Annotated in this window: 15 protein-coding genes; 11 read left to right on the top strand and 4 right to left on the bottom strand. The window is 52.9% G+C overall.

The window, feature by feature from the left end; translation table 11 throughout:
- Positions 1–14 precede the first annotated feature (14 nt).
- The 6 genes from atoS to FDX24_RS14700 all read left to right on the top strand — a co-directional run bounded on the left by atoS (position 15) and on the right by FDX24_RS14700 (position 7,278).
- Positions 15–1,853 (top strand): two-component system sensor histidine kinase AtoS, encoded by a 1,839-nt coding sequence (gene atoS, locus FDX24_RS14725; RefSeq protein ID WP_048211111.1) that lies wholly within the window; start codon positions 15–17, stop codon positions 1,851–1,853.
- Complete coding sequence (gene atoC / locus FDX24_RS14720; RefSeq protein ID WP_048211110.1) at positions 1,850–3,235, top strand: acetoacetate metabolism transcriptional regulator AtoC; 1,386 nt, start codon at positions 1,850–1,852, stop codon at positions 3,233–3,235. Before atoS ends, atoC begins: the two co-directional genes overlap by 4 nt.
- A 196-nt stretch (positions 3,236–3,431) precedes the next feature.
- Positions 3,432–4,091 carry an acetate CoA-transferase subunit alpha gene (atoD, locus tag FDX24_RS14715; RefSeq protein ID WP_115601747.1) on the top strand — a complete coding sequence of 220 codons (660 nt, stop codon included), beginning with the start codon at positions 3,432–3,434 and terminating at the stop codon, positions 4,089–4,091.
- A 2-nt stretch (positions 4,092–4,093) separates the two neighbouring features.
- A complete protein-coding gene (locus tag FDX24_RS14710) occupies positions 4,094–4,744 on the top strand; it encodes a 3-oxoacid CoA-transferase subunit B (protein ID WP_137364526.1) in 651 nt (216 codons plus the stop codon).
- Positions 4,741–6,063, top strand: coding sequence for a TIGR00366 family protein (locus FDX24_RS14705; protein WP_137364525.1), 1,323 nt, complete (start codon positions 4,741–4,743; stop codon positions 6,061–6,063). Before FDX24_RS14710 ends, FDX24_RS14705 begins: the two co-directional genes overlap by 4 nt.
- 30 nt (positions 6,064–6,093) lie before the next feature.
- On the top strand, positions 6,094–7,278 hold the full coding sequence (locus FDX24_RS14700) for an acetyl-CoA C-acetyltransferase (protein ID WP_137364524.1): 1,185 nt from the start codon (positions 6,094–6,096) through the stop codon (positions 7,276–7,278).
- 43 nt (positions 7,279–7,321) lie between these two features.
- Here the strand turns inward: FDX24_RS14700 and gyrA are convergent, their stop codons facing one another.
- Positions 7,322–9,958, bottom strand: coding sequence for a DNA topoisomerase (ATP-hydrolyzing) subunit A (gyrA, locus tag FDX24_RS14695; RefSeq protein WP_115643145.1), 2,637 nt, complete (start codon positions 9,956–9,958; stop codon positions 7,322–7,324).
- A gap of 158 nt (positions 9,959–10,116) precedes the next feature.
- Between gyrA and ubiG the strand changes: the two genes are divergently transcribed.
- The 4 genes from ubiG (at position 10,117) to yfaE (ending at position 15,112) form a co-directional block, all read left to right on the top strand.
- Positions 10,117–10,845 carry a bifunctional 2-polyprenyl-6-hydroxyphenol methylase/3-demethylubiquinol 3-O-methyltransferase UbiG gene (ubiG, locus tag FDX24_RS14690; RefSeq protein WP_137364523.1) on the top strand — a complete coding sequence of 243 codons (729 nt, stop codon included), beginning with the start codon at positions 10,117–10,119 and terminating at the stop codon, positions 10,843–10,845.
- Positions 10,846–11,332: 487 nt separating this feature from the next.
- Complete coding sequence (nrdA, locus tag FDX24_RS14685; RefSeq protein WP_137364522.1) at positions 11,333–13,618, top strand: class 1a ribonucleoside-diphosphate reductase subunit alpha; 2,286 nt, start codon at positions 11,333–11,335, stop codon at positions 13,616–13,618.
- A gap of 109 nt (positions 13,619–13,727) precedes the next feature.
- Complete coding sequence (nrdB, locus tag FDX24_RS14680) at positions 13,728–14,858, top strand: class Ia ribonucleoside-diphosphate reductase subunit beta (protein ID WP_003834668.1); 1,131 nt, start codon at positions 13,728–13,730, stop codon at positions 14,856–14,858.
- On the top strand, positions 14,858–15,112 hold the full coding sequence (gene yfaE, locus FDX24_RS14675; protein ID WP_061068202.1) for a ferredoxin-like diferric-tyrosyl radical cofactor maintenance protein YfaE: 255 nt from the start codon (positions 14,858–14,860) through the stop codon (positions 15,110–15,112). Before nrdB ends, yfaE begins: the two co-directional genes overlap by 1 nt.
- Before the next feature lie 3 nt (positions 15,113–15,115).
- On the opposite strand, the gene FDX24_RS14670 is transcribed toward yfaE, so the two are convergent.
- Complete coding sequence (locus tag FDX24_RS14670; RefSeq protein WP_116360452.1) at positions 15,116–16,306, bottom strand: MFS transporter; 1,191 nt, start codon at positions 16,304–16,306, stop codon at positions 15,116–15,118.
- A gap of 162 nt (positions 16,307–16,468) precedes the next feature.
- On the opposite strand from FDX24_RS14670, the gene FDX24_RS14665 reads away from it, so the two are divergent.
- Positions 16,469–17,347, top strand: coding sequence for a LysR family transcriptional regulator (locus tag FDX24_RS14665; protein WP_101741533.1), 879 nt, complete (start codon positions 16,469–16,471; stop codon positions 17,345–17,347).
- Positions 17,348–17,409: 62 nt separating this feature from the next.
- On the opposite strand, the gene glpQ is transcribed toward FDX24_RS14665, so the two are convergent.
- Together glpQ and glpT are read right to left on the bottom strand one after the other, a co-directional pair.
- A complete protein-coding gene (gene glpQ, locus FDX24_RS14660; protein WP_048211099.1) occupies positions 17,410–18,477 on the bottom strand; it encodes a glycerophosphodiester phosphodiesterase in 1,068 nt (355 codons plus the stop codon).
- A gap of 3 nt (positions 18,478–18,480) precedes the next feature.
- A complete protein-coding gene (glpT, locus tag FDX24_RS14655; protein WP_115643141.1) occupies positions 18,481–19,839 on the bottom strand; it encodes a glycerol-3-phosphate transporter in 1,359 nt (452 codons plus the stop codon).
- Positions 19,840–19,985 lie beyond the last annotated feature (146 nt).

Below are 19,985 nucleotides of genomic sequence, written 5' to 3'. Positions count from 1 at the left end.
GCACGGATGTGAGAATGCGCAAGCTGAGATGGCTGACGCGTCGTTTATACCCGCGACGTTTACGCAACCAAATGATCATGATGGCCATTCTGATGGTCATTGTGCCGACGATTTCTATTGGTTATATCGTAGAAACCGAAGGCCGGTCAGCAGTCTTATCTGAAAAAGAGAAAAAACTGTCATCGGTGCTCACTCTGCTTAACGGCGCGCTGGGCGATCGCTTTAGCCACTACGCGGATTTACCGCGTGAAGCGCGCATTCGGGCGCTGAATCTTGAGTTGGGGCCCATCACCGAACGGATCACCCAGGCATTTCCTGGCATCGGTGCGGGGTATTACAACAAAGCACTGGATGCAATCATCACCTACGCCCCCTCTGCGTTGTACCAAAGTAATGTCGGTATCACCATCACCGAGGATCACCCCGGTCGCGAAGTGATGCGCAGCAACGCACCTGTGGTTTTTTCCGGACGACAGGTTCGTGGCGACATCCTCAACTCCATGATCCCCATCGAACGGCAAGGTGAAGTCATTGGCTATATCTGGGCGAATGAACTAACGGAAGATATCCGCCAGCAAGCCTGGAAAATGGACGTCAGGATCATTGCCGTACTGGCTGCCGGACTCATCAGTAGCCTGCTGTTGATTGTGCTTTTCTCTCGCCGTCTCAGTGCGAATATCGATATTATCACCGACGGCCTCTCCACGCTGGCGCAAAAAACACCTGCCCGCCTGCCTGAACTGCCCGGCGAACTGGGGCAAATCAGCCGCAGCGTCAATGCGCTGGCACAAACGCTTCGGGAAACCAAAACCCTTAACGACCTGATAATTGAGAACGCAGCAGACGGCGTCATTGCCATCGACAGACAGGGTGATGTCACCACCATGAATCCGGCGGCAGAGCAAATCACTGGCTATCAGTTGCATGAACTGGTCGGGCAACCCTATGCAACCCTCTTTGCCGATACTCAGTTCTCCAGCCCGGTACTGGATACGCTGGAGCACGGCACCGAACATGTCGCCCAGGAGGTGAGTTTTCCTGGCCGCGACCGCACTATTGAAATAAGCGTCACCACCAGCAGGATCCATAACGCGCATGGCGAGCTAATCGGAGCTCTGGTGATCTTCTCTGATTTAACGGCCCGCAAAGAGACACAGCGCCGGCTGGCACAAACGGAAAGGCTCGCGACGCTCGGCGAGTTGATGGCTGGAGTGGCGCATGAGGTACGTAACCCGCTGACGGCAATCCGTGGCTATGTACAGATCATCCGCCAACAAACATCTTTACCAGAACATCAGGAATATTTATCCGTTGTGCTGAACGAAATTGACTCAATCAATAAAGTCATCCAACAACTGTTGGATTTCTCACGCCCGCGACAAAGCCAGTGGCAGCAGGTACAGCTCAATGCGTTGATTGAAGAAACGCTGATCCTCGTGCAAACCGCGGGCCTACAGGCTCGAATCACGTTTACCACGGAATTAGATACCAGCCTGCCAGCCATCGTCGCCGATCGCGAACTCCTCAAGCAGGTGATCCTCAATATTTTAATCAATGCGGTGCAGGCGATAGCCGCACGGGGCGAAATTCGAATCCGCACCTGGCAATACTCGGCCTCACAGCAGGCGGTGATGATTGAAGATAATGGCAACGGTATCGATATTGCCATTCAGAAGAAAATATTCGACCCCTTCTTTACGACCAAAGCATCAGGTACGGGTCTTGGACTGGCGCTAAGCCAGCGCATTATCAACGCGCATCAGGGGGATATCCACGTGACAAGTATGCCGGGCTGCGGCGCAACCTTCACCCTGATTTTACCTCTTAACCCGCAGGGAAATCCGTCAGAATGAAAACGACCTACCGTATTCTCATCGTTGATGACGAAGAAAATGTTCGCCGTATGCTTGCCACTGCGTTTTCCCTGCAAGGGCATGAGACGCACTGCGCCAGCGATGGAAAAGCCGCGCTGACTCTGTTTGCTGATACGCATCCTGACGTGGTACTGATGGACATCCGCATGCCAGAGATGGACGGTATTGATGCTTTGAAAGTCATGCGCGCCCAGCAGCCGCGGATCCCCGTTATTCTGATGACGGCCTACGCCGAAGTGGAGACCGCAGTGGAGGCTCTCCGTAGCGGCGCGTTTGACTATGTGATTAAACCCTTTGATTTGGATGAGCTCAATCTGGTCATTCAGCGCGCACTACAGCTTCAGGCAATGAAGCAGGAGATCCGCAATCTACATCAGGCGCTAAGCACCAGCTGGCAATGGGGGCATATCCTGACTAACAGCCCGGTGATGATGGATATTTGTAAAGACACGGCAAAAATCGCCCTCTCACAGGCGAACGTACTGATTAGCGGTGAAAGTGGCACAGGAAAAGAGCTGATTGCCCGCGCCATCCACTACAACAGCAGACGCGCCAACGGTCCCTTTATCAAAATCAACTGTGCGGCCTTACCGGAATCATTACTGGAAAGCGAACTGTTTGGTCACGAAAAGGGGGCATTTACCGGTGCGCAAACTCTACGCCAGGGACTGTTCGAACGTGCGCATCAGGGAACGCTTCTGCTCGACGAGATTGGTGAAATGCCGCTGGTTCTGCAGGCCAAACTGCTGCGTATTTTGCAAGAAAGAGAGTTCGAGCGCATCGGCGGACACCAAACTATTCGCGTCGATATCCGTATTGTTGCTGCCACCAATCGCTGCCTGCAAACAATGGTGAAGGAAGGAACGTTCCGCGAAGACCTGTTTTACCGGCTCAACGTGATTCATCTGACCCTTCCCCCGTTACGCGAACGCCGCGAAGACATCGCTCTGTTAGCGAATCACTTTTTACAAAAATTTAGCTCAGAAAATCAGCGGGATATCATTGAGATCGATCCAACGGCGATGTCCATGCTTACAGCCTGGCCATGGCCAGGAAACATTCGTGAACTGTCTAACGTCATCGAACGTGCAGTGGTCATGAATACCGGCGCGGTGATTTTTGCCGAAGACCTGCCTGCGCAGTTCCGATCACCTGTCAGTACCGTAACAGAAGTAAAAGCAGTTCAGACCGGAGAACGCAATCTGAAGGAAGAAATTAAGCGTGAGGAAAAACGCATCATCCTTGAGGTGCTGGACAATCAGGATGGCAACCGCACCCGCACCGCGCTAATGCTGGGGATCAGTCGGCGCGCTCTGATGTACAAATTGCAAGAGTATGGCATTGACCCGTCAGGCTCCTGATACCTAAATTTGCTATGCAGAATTTTGCACACTGCGCAAAACTCTGCATAGCAACTCCACCTTCCTCTCGCCAGACAATAAAAAATAAACCATAAAATTCAAATAATTAAAAAATAATTTTACCATTTATCATTCTGGCACCCGGCTTGCAATTCCCTGAGCGTACCCAAAATGGAGTATGCAAAAGGGAAACATAATGAAAACAAAACTGATTACTTTACAAGACGCAGCGAGCTTCTTTCGTGACGGCATGACCATCATGGTCGGCGGTTTTATGGGGGTTGGCACGCCACCTCGCCTTGTCGAAGCCTTACTTGAATCTGGCGTCAGAGATTTGACGTTAATTGCCAACGATACCGCATTTGTCGATACCGGTATCGGCCCCTTAATCGTCAACGGTCGCGTGAGCAAAGTGATTGCCTCGCACATTGGCACCAACCCTGAAACCGGTCGCCGCATGATTGCCGGCGAAATGGACGTACAACTGGTGCCGCAAGGCACTCTGATTGAGCAAATTCGCTGCGGTGGCGCAGGCCTTGGCGGTTTCCTGACGCCAACCGGTGTCGGCACCGTAGTAGAAGATGGCAAGCAGACCATGACGCTCGATGGCAGAGTCTGGTTGCTCGAACGTCCATTACGTGCCGATCTGGCGCTGATCCGCGCACACCGCGCAGACACGCTTGGCAACCTGACCTATCAACTTAGCGCCCGTAATTTTAACCCACTGATTGCCCTTGCCGCCGACATCACACTGGTAGAACCGGATGAAATGGTCGAGATCGGTGAACTCCAGCCAGACCAGATCGTCACCCCTGGTGCCGTTATCGACCATATCGTCATTCCACAGGAGAGCTAATCATGGATGCTAAACAACGTATTGCGCGCCGTGTGGCGCTTGAGCTTCACGATGGGGATGTCGTCAACCTGGGGATTGGTCTGCCGACGATGGTTGCCAACTACCTGCCCGCTGACATTCATATCACATTGCAGTCAGAAAATGGTTTTCTCGGTCTGGGTCCGGTCACAACTGCGCATCCCGACCTGGTAAACGCTGGTGGGCAACCGTGCGGTATTTTGCCAGGCGCGGCGATGTTTGATAGCGCCATGTCATTTGCGTTGATTCGCGGCGGTCACGTTGATGCCTGTGTGCTTGGCGGGTTGCAGGTCGATGAGCAGGCTAACCTCGCCAACTGGGTGGTTCCCGGCAAGATGGTGCCCGGCATGGGTGGCGCAATGGATCTGGTGACCGGTGCGCGTAAAGTCATTATCGCCATGGAACATTGCGCGAAAGACGGCTCAGCGAAAATCCTGCGCCAATGCACCATGCCGCTTACTGCGCAACATGCTGTGCACATGCTGGTCACTGAGCTTGCCGTATTTCGCTTTATTGACGGCAAAATGTGGCTGACTGAAGTCGTCGAAGGATGCGACATCGCCACGCTGCGTGAAAAAACCGAAGCCCATTTTGATATTGCCGACGATCTGCGCATCCTGCGAGGTGACGCATGATTGGCCGCATCGCTCGCTTTATGACGCGGGTGGTCAGCCGCTGGCTGCCCGATCCGCTGATTTTCGCCATGTTGTTAACGTTGCTGACTTTTGGCATCGCACTGTGGTTAACACCACAGACGCCTATCAGCATGGTGAAATTCTGGGGTGACGGTTTCTGGAACCTGCTGGCGTTTGGTATGCAGATGGCGCTGATCATCGTAACCGGCCATGCGTTAGCCAGTTCAGGACCGGTAAAAAGTCTGCTGCGTACGGCGGCGTCTGCCGCCAAAACCCCCGCTCAGGGCGTAATGTTGGTCACTTTTTTTGGTTCGGTGGCCTGCGTGATTAACTGGGGATTTGGTCTGGTGGTCGGGGCGATGTTCGCCCGCGAAGTCGCCCGTCGGGTACCGGGTTCAGATTATCCGTTATTGATTGCCTGCGCTTATATCGGGTTTTTGACCTGGGGTGGCGGTTTCTCTGGCTCAATGCCTTTGCTGGCGGCAACGCCCGGTAACCCGGTCGAGCACGTAGCGGGCCTGATTCCTGTCGCGGATACTCTCTTCACCGGCTTCAATATCTTCATCACCGTGGCACTGATCGTCGTAATGCCGTTCATCACACGCATGATGACGCCAAAACCTTCCGATGTGGTAAGCATCGATCCGAAGCTGTTACTGGAAGAAGCTGATTTCCAGAAAAAACTGCCACCCGACGCTCCACCATCGGAAAAACTGGAAGAGAGCCGCATTCTGGCCCTGATCATCGGGGCATTAGGGATTGCTTATCTGGCCCTCTATTTCACCGAGAAAGGCTTCAACATCACCATCAACACCGTCAATCTGATGTTTATGATTGCCGGTCTGCTGCTGCATAAAACGCCGATGGCCTATATGCGTGCCGTTAGCGCTGCCGCACGTAGCACCGCCGGCATCCTGGTGCAGTTCCCCTTCTACGCCGGTATTCAATTGATGATGGAGCACTCTGGTCTCGGCGGATTGATTACCGAGTTCTTCATCAACGTCGCCAACAAAGACACCTTCCCGCTGATGACCTTCTTCAGTTCAGCACTGATTAACTTTGCTGTGCCATCCGGCGGCGGCCATTGGGTTATTCAGGGACCGTTCGTCATGCCCGCCGCTCAGGCGCTTGGTGCCGATCTTGGTAAGTCAGTGATGGCTATCGCCTATGGCGAGCAGTGGATGAACATGGCGCAGCCGTTCTGGGCGCTACCTGCATTGGCTATCGCCGGATTGGGGGTGCGCGACATCATGGGGTACTGCATCACCGCCCTGCTCTTCTCAGGCGTCATTTTTGTCATTGGATTGACCTTGTTCTGACAGCTATTACTTACATAAAGGAACAGAAAAATGAAAAACTGTGTCATTGTCAGCGCGGCACGTACCGCAATCGGTAGCTTTAATGGCGCACTGGCGACCACCAGTGCTATCGAGTTAGGATCAACCGTGATAAAAGCGGCAATCGAGCGCGCTCATCTTGATCCGCAGCAGGTTGAAGAAGTGATTATGGGTAACGTGCTGCAGGCCGGCCTGGGACAGAATCCGGCGCGTCAGGCATTGCTAAGAAGCGGTCTTTCCGACACCGTTTGCGGCTTCACCGTCAACAAAGTGTGCGGATCCGGCCTGAAAAGCGTGGCGCTTGCCGCCCAGGCAATCAAAGCAGGACAAGCCCAGGCGATCGTCGCAGGGGGGATGGAAAACATGAGCCTGGCCCCCTACCTGTTAGACGCGAAAGCCCGTTGGGGATATCGCCTCGGTGACGGGCAATTGGCAGACGTCATTCTGCGCGATGGGCTGATCTGCGCCGAACATGGCTATCATATGGGGATTACCGCTGAGAACGTCGCTAAAGAGTACGGTATCAGCCGCGAAATGCAGGATGAACTGGCACTGTTATCACAGCAGAAAGCCATTGCCGCAATAGAGTCCGGCGCTTTCCAGGCCGAAATCGTCCCTGTCAGCGTGCAATCACGTAAGAAAACCCTCATTTTTGAACGCGATGAGTTTCCCAAGGCAGACTCCACGGCGGAAGGTCTTGCCGCATTGCGTCCGGCCTTCGACAAAGCAGGTACTGTTACCGCTGGCAACGCCTCGGGGATTAACGACGGTGCTGCCGCTCTGGTGGTAATGGAAGAGTCGGCAGCACTGGCGGCTGGGCTAAAACCGCTGGCGCGGATCAAAGCCTGGGCCAGCGGCGGCGTCGCCCCGGCGATGATGGGCATGGGACCCGTTCCTGCCACGCAAAAAGCGCTACAACGGAGCGGGCTGCAACTGTCGGATATCGATCTTATCGAAGCTAACGAAGCCTTTGCCGCGCAGTTTCTTGCGGTGGGTAAAACACTGGGGTTTGATGCACAAAAGGTCAACGTTAACGGTGGTGCGATTGCGCTGGGTCACCCTATCGGCGCCAGCGGCGCGCGTATTCTGGTCACATTGCTGCACGCGTTACAGGCACGGGATAAAACGCTCGGTCTGGCAACGCTGTGTATCGGCGGCGGCCAGGGTATTGCGATGATCGTGGAGCGCATGAACTAAAAAAAAGGGCCGGATTTCTCCGGCCCTTCTCATCACAACTTAATTACTCTTCTGCGTCGTCTGCCGCATCATCGTCGCTTTCAGCTTCAGGAGCGATATCCTCGTCCCCTTCCGCAGCGCTGCCGTCGATGGAGTCGAGCTCTTCATCATCAACCGGTTCAGCAACACGTTGCAGGCCCACAACGTTTTCATCTTCCGCAGTACGGATGAGGATCACGCCCTGGGTGTTACGCCCTACCACGCTGATTTCCGACACGCGTGTACGCACCAGCGTACCGGCATCGGTGATCATCATGATCTGGTCAGTATCTTCAACCTGTACCGCGCCAACAACAGAGCCGTTGCGTTCGGTGACTTTGATGGAGATAACGCCCTGCGTCGCACGAGACTTCGTCGGATACTCTTCCGCTGCGGTACGCTTACCGTAGCCGTTCTGCGTCACGGTCAGGATGGCACCTTCACCGCGCGGAACAATCAGAGAAACAACTTTATCTTCCCCGGCCAGCTTGATACCACGTACACCGGTCGCGGTACGCCCCATCGCACGAACGGCGTCTTCTTTGAAGCGCACCACTTTACCGGCAGCAGAGAACAGCATGACTTCATCGGAACCGGACGTCAGGTCAACGCCAATCAGTTCGTCGCCTTCGTTCAGATTAACCGCAATGATACCGGCTGAACGCGGACGGCTGAACTCGGTCAGCGCCGTTTTCTTCACGGTACCGCTGGCGGTCGCCATGAAGACGTTAACGCCCTCTTCGTACTCGCGTACTGGCAGAATCGCGGTAATACGTTCGTTAGCTTCCAGCGGCAGCAGGTTGACGATTGGACGTCCACGCGCGCCACGGCTGGCTTCTGGCAACTGATAAACCTTCATCCAGTACAAACGACCGCGGCTGGAGAAGCAGAGGATCGTGTCATGGGTGTTGGCCACCAGCAGGCGGTCGATAAAGTCTTCTTCTTTAATGCGTGCTGCTGATTTACCTTTCCCGCCACGACGCTGTGCTTCGTAGTCGGTTAACGGCTGATATTTCACGTAGCCCTGATGAGACAAGGTCACGACAACATCTTCCTGGCTAATCAGATCTTCGATGTTGATGTCAGCGCTGTTCGCGGTGATTTCGGTACGACGCGCGTCGCCGAACTGCTCGCGAACCAGCTCCATCTCTTCACGGATAACTTCCATCAGACGATCGGCACTGCCCAGAATGTGCAACAGTTCGGCGATCTGCTCCAGCAGCTCTTTGTATTCGTCGAGCAGTTTTTCATGCTCAAGGCCGGTCAGTTTCTGCAGACGCAGATCCAGAATCGCCTGGGCCTGCTGTTCAGTCAGGTAGTACTGACCATCACGCACGCCAAACTCAGGTTCCAGCCACTCAGGACGCGCAGCGTCATCACCCGCACGTTCCAGCATGGCAGAGACGTTCCCCAGTTCCCAGGAGCGCGCAACCAGCGCCGCTTTCGCTTCTGCCGGGGTCGGCGCACGACGGATCAGTTCGATGATCGGATCGATGTTGGCAAGAGCAATCGCCAGCGCTTCGAGGATGTGCGCACGGTCGCGGGCTTTACGCAGTTCAAAAATAGTACGGCGGGTAACCACTTCACGACGGTGACGAACAAATGCAGCGATAATCTCTTTCAGGTTCATGATCTTCGGCTGACCATGGTGCAGCGCAACCATGTTGATACCGAAAGAAACCTGCAGTTGGGTCTGGGAGTAGAGGTTGTTCAGCACCACTTCCCCGACCGCATCGCGTTTCACTTCAATCACGATGCGCATACCGTCTTTGTCAGACTCGTCACGCAGCGCGCTGATGCCTTCAACGCGTTTATCTTTTACCAGCTCGGCGATTTTCTCGATCAGGCGTGCTTTGTTCACCTGATACGGAATTTCATGCACGATGATGGTTTCGCGGCCAGTTTTCGCGTCAGCTTCGACTTCTGCACGTGCGCGAATGTATACCTTGCCGCGACCGGTACGGTAAGCTTCTTCGATACCACGACGACCATTGATGATCGCTGCGGTCGGGAAGTCCGGACCCGGAATATGTTCCATCAGCCCTTCAATGCTGATGTCTTCATCGTCAATATATGCCAGACAGCCGTTGATCACTTCCGTCAGGTTGTGTGGCGGAATATTGGTTGCCATACCTACCGCGATACCGGACGAACCGTTCACCAGCAGGTTAGGAATTTTGGTTGGCATAACGTCTGGAATGCGTTCGGTGCCGTCGTAGTTATCGACGAAATCAACCGTTTCTTTTTCCAGGTCAGCCATCAGCTCGTGGGCGATTTTCGACATACGGATTTCCGTATAACGCATCGCAGCTGCGGAGTCGCCATCGACAGAACCAAAGTTACCCTGACCATCCACCAGCATGTAACGCAAGGAGAATGGCTGCGCCATACGAACAATGGTGTCGTAAACGGCGGTATCACCATGAGGGTGGTATTTACCGATTACGTCACCAACGACACGGGCAGATTTTTTATAGGCTTTATTCCAGTCGTTGCCCAATACGTTCATGGCGTAAAGTACGCGACGGTGTACCGGCTTCAGGCCATCTCGGACGTCCGGCAGCGCACGGCCAACAATGACCGACATCGCATAATCCAGATAGGAGCTCTTCAGCTCTTCCTCAATGTTGACCGGTGTAATTTCTCTCGCAAGGTCGCTCATCTAACCGCTATCCCTCTACTGTATCCCGGATTCAAAGGTCGCAAATTATAACACATACGTGAAGATTCAGGTAAATGGATTCCCCCAGACAGAGGCTTTATTCATCCCGTCAGGCTGATATACTCGTTTGCATCGCAAATTTAGGAGTAGAAGCCCCAATGAATGCCGAAAAACCCCCGGTAACTCACAACGTTGACCATGAAGAAATTGCCAAATTTGAAGCAGTCGCGTCGCGCTGGTGGGATCTTGAGGGTGAATTTAAGCCTCTGCACCGCATAAATCCGCTGCGTCTGGGCTATATCGCCGAACGGTCAGGTGGTCTGTTTGGTAAAAAGGTACTCGACGTCGGCTGCGGCGGCGGGATTCTGGCAGAAAGCATGGCGCGTGAAGGCGCAACAGTCACCGGCCTGGATATGGGGTTTGAACCCTTACAGGTGGCAAAACTGCATGCGCTGGAAAGTGGCATTCATGTTGAGTATGTGCAGGAGACAGTCGAAGAACACGCCGAGAAATATGCGCACCAGTATGACGTCGTCACCTGTATGGAAATGCTGGAACACGTACCAGACCCGCAGTCGGTTGTCAGGGCCTGTGCCAGACTGGTTAAACCGGGCGGCGAAGTGTTTTTCTCCACGCTTAACCGCAACGGCAAATCCTGGCTGATGGCGGTGGTCGGCGCGGAATATATTCTGCGCATGGTGCCTAAAGGTACGCACGATGTGAAAAAATTTATTAAGCCCGCTGAACTGTTAGAGTGGGTTGACCACACCGTACTGAAAGAGCGTCATATGACCGGCCTGCACTACAACCCCATTACCAACACCTTTAAACTGGGCCCCGGCGTGGATGTGAACTATATGGTGCATACCACCGCCAAAAGCGAATAAACCGGCTCTCATGGCCTGATGACGCTGGATTGTAGGCCGGATAAAGCGCGCCAGCGCCGCCATCCGGCACGACTCCGGGCTTTAACGCCTGATGGCGCTTCGCTTATCAGGCCTACGTGATTAGGCATCGCCTACTGATCCTGAGCAGGCGTCTCAGGGCAATTTTTGTGCCAGATCATAAGAACTTTCTTTGCCTTAGATGAAGAAATCAGCACTCGATCAAATTTTCTATTTTTTTTCTCAATTATTGACATCCCCGCCAGGCCTTATAAGACGCGCACTTAGCGATTCTTACCCTTTTGCAACCTCAATTTAACCTCAAAATCAACTCTTGTGCTGAAAAGAATCCCTACTAGAATACTCACCATATAGCGTCTATTTTATCAAACAACCCCTACATATAGTATTTATCCACAGACTTAGTCACAACGTGGCACTGTGGATAATATGGGGGATATTTTTTCTTTCACGGACAGGTAAAAACCACATGAATCAGAGTCTGCTGGTGACAAAGCGTGATGGTAGTACAGAGCGCATCAATCTCGACAAAATCCATCGAGTTCTGGATTGGGCGGCAGAAGGACTGAATAACGTATCGATTTCACAGGTCGAGTTGCGCTCCCACATTCAGTTTTATGACGGTATCAAGACTTCCGATATCCATGAAACAATCATCAAAGCAGCTGCAGACCTGATCTCCCGCGACGCGCCGGATTATCAGTACCTGGCTGCTCGCCTGGCAATTTTCCACCTGCGTAAAAAAGCCTACGGCGAGTTTGAGCCGCCAAAACTGTTCGACCATGTGGTCAAAATGGTTGAAATGGGCAAATACGACAATCATCTGCTGGAAGACTACACGGAAGAAGAGTTCAAGCAGATGGACTCGTTCATCGTGCACGACCGTGATATGACCTTCTCTTATGCTGCAGTGAAGCAGTTAGAGGGCAAATATCTGGTGCAAAACCGTGTTACCGGTGAGATTTATGAAAGCGCACAGTTCCTCTACATTCTGGTCGCTGCCTGCCTGTTTTCTAACTACCCGCGTGAAACCCGTCTGGAATACGTTAAACGTTTCTACGACGCCGTTTCTACGTTTAAAATTTCGCTGCCAACCCCCATCATGTCCGGCGTGCGCACCCCAACCCGTCAGTTCAGTTCCTGTGTACTGATCGAGTGTGGCGACAGCCTGGATTCGATTAACGCCACGTCCAGCGCAATTGTAAAATACGTTTCTCAGCGTGCTGGCATTGGTATCAACGCGGGTCGCATTCGTGCGCTGGGTAGCCCGATTCGCGGCGGTGAAGCGTTCCACACCGGCTGTATTCCGTTCTACAAGCACTTCCAGACGGCGGTGAAATCCTGCTCCCAGGGCGGCGTTCGCGGCGGTGCTGCCACGTTGTTCTACCCGATGTGGCATCTGGAAGTTGAAAGCCTGCTGGTGCTGAAAAACAACCGCGGCGTCGAAGGCAACCGCGTGCGTCACATGGACTACGGCGTACAAATCAACAAGCTGATGTATACCCGCCTGCTGAAAGGCGGTGACATCACCCTGTTCAGCCCGTCCGATGTTCCGGGTCTGTACGACGCATTCTTCGCCGATCAGGACGAGTTTGAACGCCTGTACACAAAATATGAAAACGACGACAGCATCCGCAAACAGCGCGTGAAAGCGGTTGAGCTGTTCTCGCTGATGATGCAGGAACGTGCTTCTACTGGTCGCATCTACATTCAGAACGTTGACCACTGCAACACCCACAGCCCGTTTGATCCGGCTGTCGCACCGGTACGCCAGTCCAACCTGTGTCTGGAAATCGCCCTGCCGACCAAACCGTTGACCGACGTTAACGACGAGAACGGTGAAATCGCGCTGTGTACGTTGTCCGCATTCAACCTGGGGGCAATCAAAGATCTGAGCGAGCTGGAAGAGCTGGCCGTACTGGCTGTGCGTGCTCTCGATGCGCTGCTCGATTACCAGGATTATCCAATTCCGGCCGCTAAACGTGGCGCCATGGGCCGCCGTACGCTGGGTATTGGCGTAATCAACTACGCCTACTGGCTGGCGAGAAACGGTAAGCGTTATTCTGACGGCAGCGCGAACAATCTGACTCACAAAACCTTTGAAGCTATTCAGTATTACCTGCTGAAAGCCTCTAACGAACTGGCAAAAGAGCAAGGCGCATGCCCATGGTTCAACGAAACCACCTATGCGCAGGGTATTTTGCCGATCGATACCTATAAGAAAGATCTGGATGCCATTGCCAACGAGCCGTTACACCTGGACTGGGAGCAACTGCGTGAGTCCATTAAGACCCACGGTCTGCGTAACTCCACGCTGTCCGCGCTGATGCCGTCGGAGACCTCTTCGCAGATCTCCAACGCCACTAACGGCATTGAACCACCGCGCGGCTACGTGAGCATTAAAGCATCCAAAGATGGCATTCTGCGCCAGGTTGTGCCGGACTACGAACACCTGCACGACGCGTACGAATTGCTGTGGGAGATGCCGAACAATGACGGGTATCTGCAACTGGTAGGGATCATGCAGAAATTTATCGATCAGTCGATTTCTGCCAACACCAACTACGATCCGTCACGCTTCCCATCAGGAAAAGTGCCGATGCAGCAGTTACTGAAAGACCTGCTCACCGCCTACAAATTTGGTGTCAAAACGCTGTATTATCAGAACACCCGCGACGGTGCGGAAGATTCTCAGGACGATCTGGTGCCATCCATTCAGGATGATGGCTGCGAAAGCGGCGCATGTAAGATCTGATGAATGATGCCGGGTGGCGCTACGCTTACCCGGCCACGATTGCACGGTTTGTAGGCCGGACAAGGTGCTTGCACCGCCTCCGGCCTCATCCCACAAAGGATTCACATCAATGGCATACACCACTTTTTCACAGACGAAAAATGACCAGCTTCTGGAACCGATGTTTTTCGGCCAGCCGGTGAACGTCGCCCGCTACGATCAGCAAAAATATGACATCTTCGAGAAACTGATCGAAAAGCAGCTCTCTTTCTTCTGGCGTCCGGAAGAAGTCGACGTTTCACGTGACCGCATTGACTTCCAGGCACTGCCGGAACATGAAAAACATATCTTCATCAGCAACCTGAAGTATCAGACGCTGCTGGACTCTATTCAGGGACGTAGCCCGAACGTGGCGCTGCTGCCGCTGATTTCTATCCCTGAGCTGGAAACCTGGGTGGAAACGTGGGCGTTTTCTGAAACGATCCATTCCCGCTCCTACACCCACATCATTCGTAACATCGTGAACGATCCTGCGGTGGTGTTCGACGATATCGTCACCAACGAACAGATCCAGAAACGCGCGGAAGGCATTTCCAGCTACTACGATGAGTTGATCGAGATGACCAGCTACTGGCATCTGCTGGGCGAAGGCACCCATACAGTCAATGGTAAAACGGTTGTCGTCAACCTGCGTGAACTGAAGAAAAAACTGTATCTGTGCCTGATGAGCGTTAACGCGCTGGAAGCGATTCGCTTCTACGTCAGCTTTGCCTGCTCTTTCGCTTTTGCAGAACGCGAACTGATGGAAGGTAATGCAAAAATCATTCGTCTGATTGCCCGTGATGAAGCCCTGCATCTGACCGGCACCCAGCATATGCTGAACCTGTTGCGCAGCGGCGTGGACGATCCGGAAATGGCGGAAATCGCCGAAGAGTGTAAACAAGAGTGCTATGACCTGTTTGTACAGGCCGCGCTGCAGGAAAAAGAGTGGGCGGATTATCTGTTCCGTGACGGTTCGATGATCGGTCTGAACAAAGATATCCTGTGCCAGTACGTTGAGTACATCACCAATATCCGTATGCAGGCTGTTGGCCTTGACTTGCCATTCCAGACACGCTCTAACCCGATCCCGTGGATCAATACCTGGCTGGTATCCGATAACGTCCAGGTTGCACCGCAGGAAGTCGAAGTCAGCTCTTACCTGGTCGGCCAAATCGACGCCGAAGTTGATACCGACGACCTGAGTAATTTCCAGCTCTGATGGGGCGCGTTACTCTGCGCATCTCTGGCACACAACTGCTGTGCCAGGATGAACATCCTTCCCTGCTCGCCGCGCTCGAATCGCACAACATCGAAGTCGAGTATCAGTGCCGTGAAGGTTACTGCGGTTCCTGCCGTACCCGCCTGGTGGCGGGACAGGTTGACTGGATTGCAGAACCTCTGGCCTTTATTCAGCCGGGTGAGATATTGCCCTGCTGTTGCCGGGCAAACGGGGATATTGAGATTGAAATGTAGTGCTTAGTGGACTTCATGCGTGGAGACCAATACCACGTCTGGGCGTTTTTTCATCTGCATGATATACAACGCCCCGGCCAGCACCACCAACAAAGCCCCGACCAGGTAAATCGCCCGATACCCCACGCCTTCAACCATCATCCCCATAATGAACGCACCAATCGCCATTCCCGCGTCCATTGCATTGAAAAACAGCGAATTGGCAACACCGATTTTGTGCGGCTCCACTGAACTAATAATTTGTGTCTGAAATACCGGCGTCACTGAGCCGTAACCAATACCGATTAATCCTCCGGCCAGAATCATCATGATACTCCCGTTGGTGTAACCCAGCGCCACCAACCCAACGGTGAAGGCCAGTAAGCACGGATAAACCACGTATTTCGGCCCTTTTCTATCACAGATATTGCCGGTAAAGGTTCGGCAGACCATCAGGCAAATGGCGTAGCACAGCAGGAAATTACTGGCGGCTGCCATCAAATCCAATTCGCGGGCATACAATGCAAGGAAGGCTGAAACACCCGCATAGGAAAAGGTCATAAAGAATGTCACCATCGCGAAAGGCAGCGCGGCGCGGTCAAACATGGCGGCAAAGCCCAGATTCGGTTTGGAACCATCAGCGTGACAAATCACTGGCGGCACGGCGACAATCAGTGACAGCACAATCCCCAACACCGCCACAACCGTGCACAGCCAGAATGCAGCAGTGTAGGCTTCCCAGCGCGCCATGTTCAGCCCTACCCATGGCCCCACAACCATTGCCAGTCCCATGGCTAAAGAGAAAAAACTGATGCCCTCCCCACGTCGGGAGGCCGGTATCAACCGCGCGGAAATCGTTCCTTTTACCGTGGTTATAACGCCAAACGTTACACCATGAAGCACCCGAATCAGCAGGAGTGATTCAATTGAATGGCAAACCGGATACAGCGCAGTGACCACCAAAAAGGCCAGAGAAGAGAGCACCAGAATCGTTTTATTCGAATATTTCCCCACCCACTGCCCGGCAAAAGGACGAACAAGAATGGCAGAGCCCAAAAAGAACGTGACTAATAAACCGGCCTTATCAGGAGTAGCATGCAGGCGATCCGAAATATAGATCGGAAGCAGGGTCAGCAGGACATAAAAAACAAAAAAGATAATAAAGCTGATAATCGTTATTGCCCAGAAATCCTTCGTCCACAGTTTTTCTTTCATATTCGACAACCTTGTCCAGACGGCGCACGCAGGCAACGCTCAGCACAACTGAACGACGGACAAGTGCGTCAAAATGTGAGTTAAACACCAGAACGCCAGTATAAATAGGCTCATGATATTAGAGAAATTAATCGTTTTAATATTATTAATTAGAAGGAACTAATGACACTAACACAGATCCACGCTTTGCTTGCCGTGCTCGAGTACGGCGGTTTTACCGAAGCCAGCAAGCGGCTGTATATGACCCAGTCCGCCGTGAGTCAGGCAATTTCAGCATTAGAAGAAGAGCTGGGCGTTGATATTTTAATCCGCGAACGTCGCAAAGACATCAGGCTCACCCCGGCGGGACACCGGATCGTGCCACGCCTGCGAGCCATCGTGTCAGAAACCAACGCGGTGAAAGAAATTGCCGAGCAGGAACGACAAAATCCAGCCCGAACCCTGCGTATCGGCTGTTTTCCCAGCGCCTGCGCCTGCATTTTACCTGGCATTATCCGCCACTTTGAACAGCAGCATCCACACATCAAAATTATCCCCTTCGAAGAGAACAGCCCGGCGATCGTTGATTCCCTGCGCAGCGGGGATATCAATGCTGGATTTGTGCATTTCCCGGTCAATGGCATGTACTGCGTACCGGTCTACCGCGATAAATTTACCGTAGTGGTTCCCGAAAGCCACCCACTGGCAGCCAACACCACTATTTCGCTGGAAGAACTGATGGGAGAACCGCTGATTATCAGTAAAGGCCGCTATGAATTAAGCATCATGACGTTGTTTAAAGAAAAAGGGATTGAGCCAATTATTAAATACGAATTTAACCACCCGGATACCGCAATGAGCTTTATTCGCCAGGGGCTGGGGATTGCATTATTACCGGAACTCACGCTGAAGGCGGTTGGCGGGGAAATTCGCTCAGTGGCGCTGGAGCCAACGTTTTATCGACAAATATCGTTATTGGCAAAAGAGCCGCCGGTAGACGGCAGCCCTTTATTTCTACTGCAGGCATATATGGAATCGTTGACTGCTGACGGCCTCATCTAGCAATCTGCTCACGCTTCACAAATAAGGCCTGCGGAAATACGTTCATCGCAGGCCTTCTGCCCTTACTCTTTATGCAGGAATTTCACCGCTTTGTCGGGGAAGTCGGTGAACAGCCCGTCAACGCCCGCCTTGTTGTACAACACGTCATACAGCTGGTTTACATCCGTTGCATAATCCGGCAACTGATCGGCACGAACAGTATAAGGATGCACCACCATCTTGTTCTGGTGCGCGTCCTGTACCATACCCGTCAATGAGATGTTGCCCTTACTGGACTTCTCATCAACCAGCATATGGTAGTCCGGCCCAATGCCGTCCGCATACTGCGCAACCTGCTTCATGGCACCCGGTTTAAACATCCAGTCGTAGTTGTAATTCACCCAACTGCCGTCTGGCTTTTTCTCCTGAGTTTCATTCCAGTCAGTGTACGCAATCAACTGTACCAGATTGAGATCCATCCCCATCTTCGGTTCCAGTTCATTCTTAATGCGCTTTAACTCTGCGACATCAAAACACTGCAGATAGACCTTGTCGTTCTTGTCGGTGTACCCGTACTTTTTCAGCACTTCCAGCGTTTTAGCCGCAATGTCCTTCCCTTCCTGGTGATGGAACCACGGCGCTTTCATTTCCGGGTAAATACCGATATTTTTGCCGGTTGAATGATTTAATCCCTGAACAAATTCAATTTCTTCTTCGAAAGTGTGCACACGGAAATCAGATTTACCCATCGGGAAACGCCCTGGATATGTCTGTACCTTTTTGCCATTTTCGATATCGAAACCTTCGGTAAATTTCAGCGATTTGATCTCATCCAGCGTAAAGTCGATGGCATAGTAACGCCCATCTTTACGCGCACGATCCGGGAAGCGATCAGCAACATCGGTGACGCGGTCAAGATAGTGGTCATGCAGGACGACCAGATGGTCGTCTTTAGTCATCACCAAATCCTGCTCCAGAAAATCCGCGCCCTGAGCATAAGCCATCGCTTTCGCAGGTAACGTATGCTCCGGTAAATATCCGCTGGCGCCACGGTGCGCAATGACAATTTTATCTGCGGCAACCGCCGCACTGCTCACAACCATACCTGCCAGCATCAGCGCCACGCTAAGACTTTTCAATGTGGTTTTCATCTATTAGCCCCCGTTACGCTTGAGCAGCATCTCTTCATGATGGCGTTTTTCACCAATCATGACGACTACCAGCAGAATCACCGCCAGCACGCTACCGCCAATCATCACCATAAAGCCGCCGTCCCAACCGAAGAAGTCGACGGTGTAGCCGACAATGGCGCTCGCCGCGACAGAACCGCCCAGGTAACCGAACAGTCCAGTGAAGCCTGCCGCCGTCCCCGCCGCTTTTTTCGGTGCCAGTTCCAGCGCATGCAGACCGATCAACATGACCGGGCCGTAGATCAGGAAGCCGATGATAATCATACAAGCCATATCCACGTTCGGATTGCCTGCCGGGTTCATCCAGTAAACGACCGTCGCGATGGTAACCAGCGTCATAAAGAACACGCCGGTGGCACCACGGTTACCGCGGAAGACTTTATCCGACATCCAGCCGCACAGCAGCGTACCCGGGATACCAGCATACTCGTACAGGAAGTAAGCCCAGGACGATTTATCCAGTGCAAAATGCTTCACTTCTTTCAGATAGGTCGGTGACCAGTCGAGGATGCCGTAGCGCAGCAGATACACAAACACGTTGGCGATAGCGATGTACCACAACAGTTTGTTCGGCAGTACGTATTGCATGAAGATCTGCTTGGCAGTCAGCTCTTCTTCCGCTTTTTCGTTGTAATCATCCGGATAGTCGTTCTTGTACTCTTCGATAGGCGGCAGGCCACAGGACTGCGGCGTATCACGCATCATCGCAAAAGCAAACAGCGCAACGACTATCGCACCAAAGGCAGGCATGTACAGCGCCGCTTTCCAGTCGTTAAACCAGGCCATACCCAGCAGGAACAGCAGCGGAGGCAGACCGCCACCTACGTTATGCGCACAGTTCCAGACAGAAACGATACCGCCACGCTCTTTCTGCGACCACCAGTGCACCATAGTACGACCACACGGCGGCCACCCCATCCCCTGGAACCAACCGCAGAGGAACAGCAGCACAAACATGACTGCAATGCTGGATGTCGCCCACGGCACGAAGCCCATGAACAGCATCACCGCAGCAGCCAGAATCAGACCCGCGGGCAGGAAAACGCGCGGATTCGAGCGATCTGAGACGGACCCCATGATGAATTTCGAAAATCCGTATGCAATGGAGATACCGGACAACGCAAAACCCAGATCGCCACGCGAGAAACCCTGCTCAACCAGATACGGCATGGCCAGAGCAAAGTTCTTACGTACCAGATAGTACGCGGCATAACCGAAAAATATTCCCAGGAAAATCTGCCAGCGCAATCGACGATAAGTCGGATCGATCTCCGCTGCAGCTAAACGCGCTTTGTGTGGCGCAGGTTTAAAAATGCTCAACATATATAGTAGCCTCCGTGGCCGTCTTTCATTCGAAGGAAACACTGCAGATTGCCGTAGCAACCCTACCGCTCCCAGTGTGGCCGCGATGTTAAGGAAACATTCCGGGCAATAATGTGAATTACAGCACAGATTGTTACACATTTATG

This window comes from Citrobacter sp. wls716 (assembly GCF_005280975.1).
Lineage (GTDB): Bacteria > Pseudomonadota > Gammaproteobacteria > Enterobacterales > Enterobacteriaceae > Citrobacter > Citrobacter youngae.
This window is presented reverse-complemented; position numbering and strand designations above follow the sequence as displayed.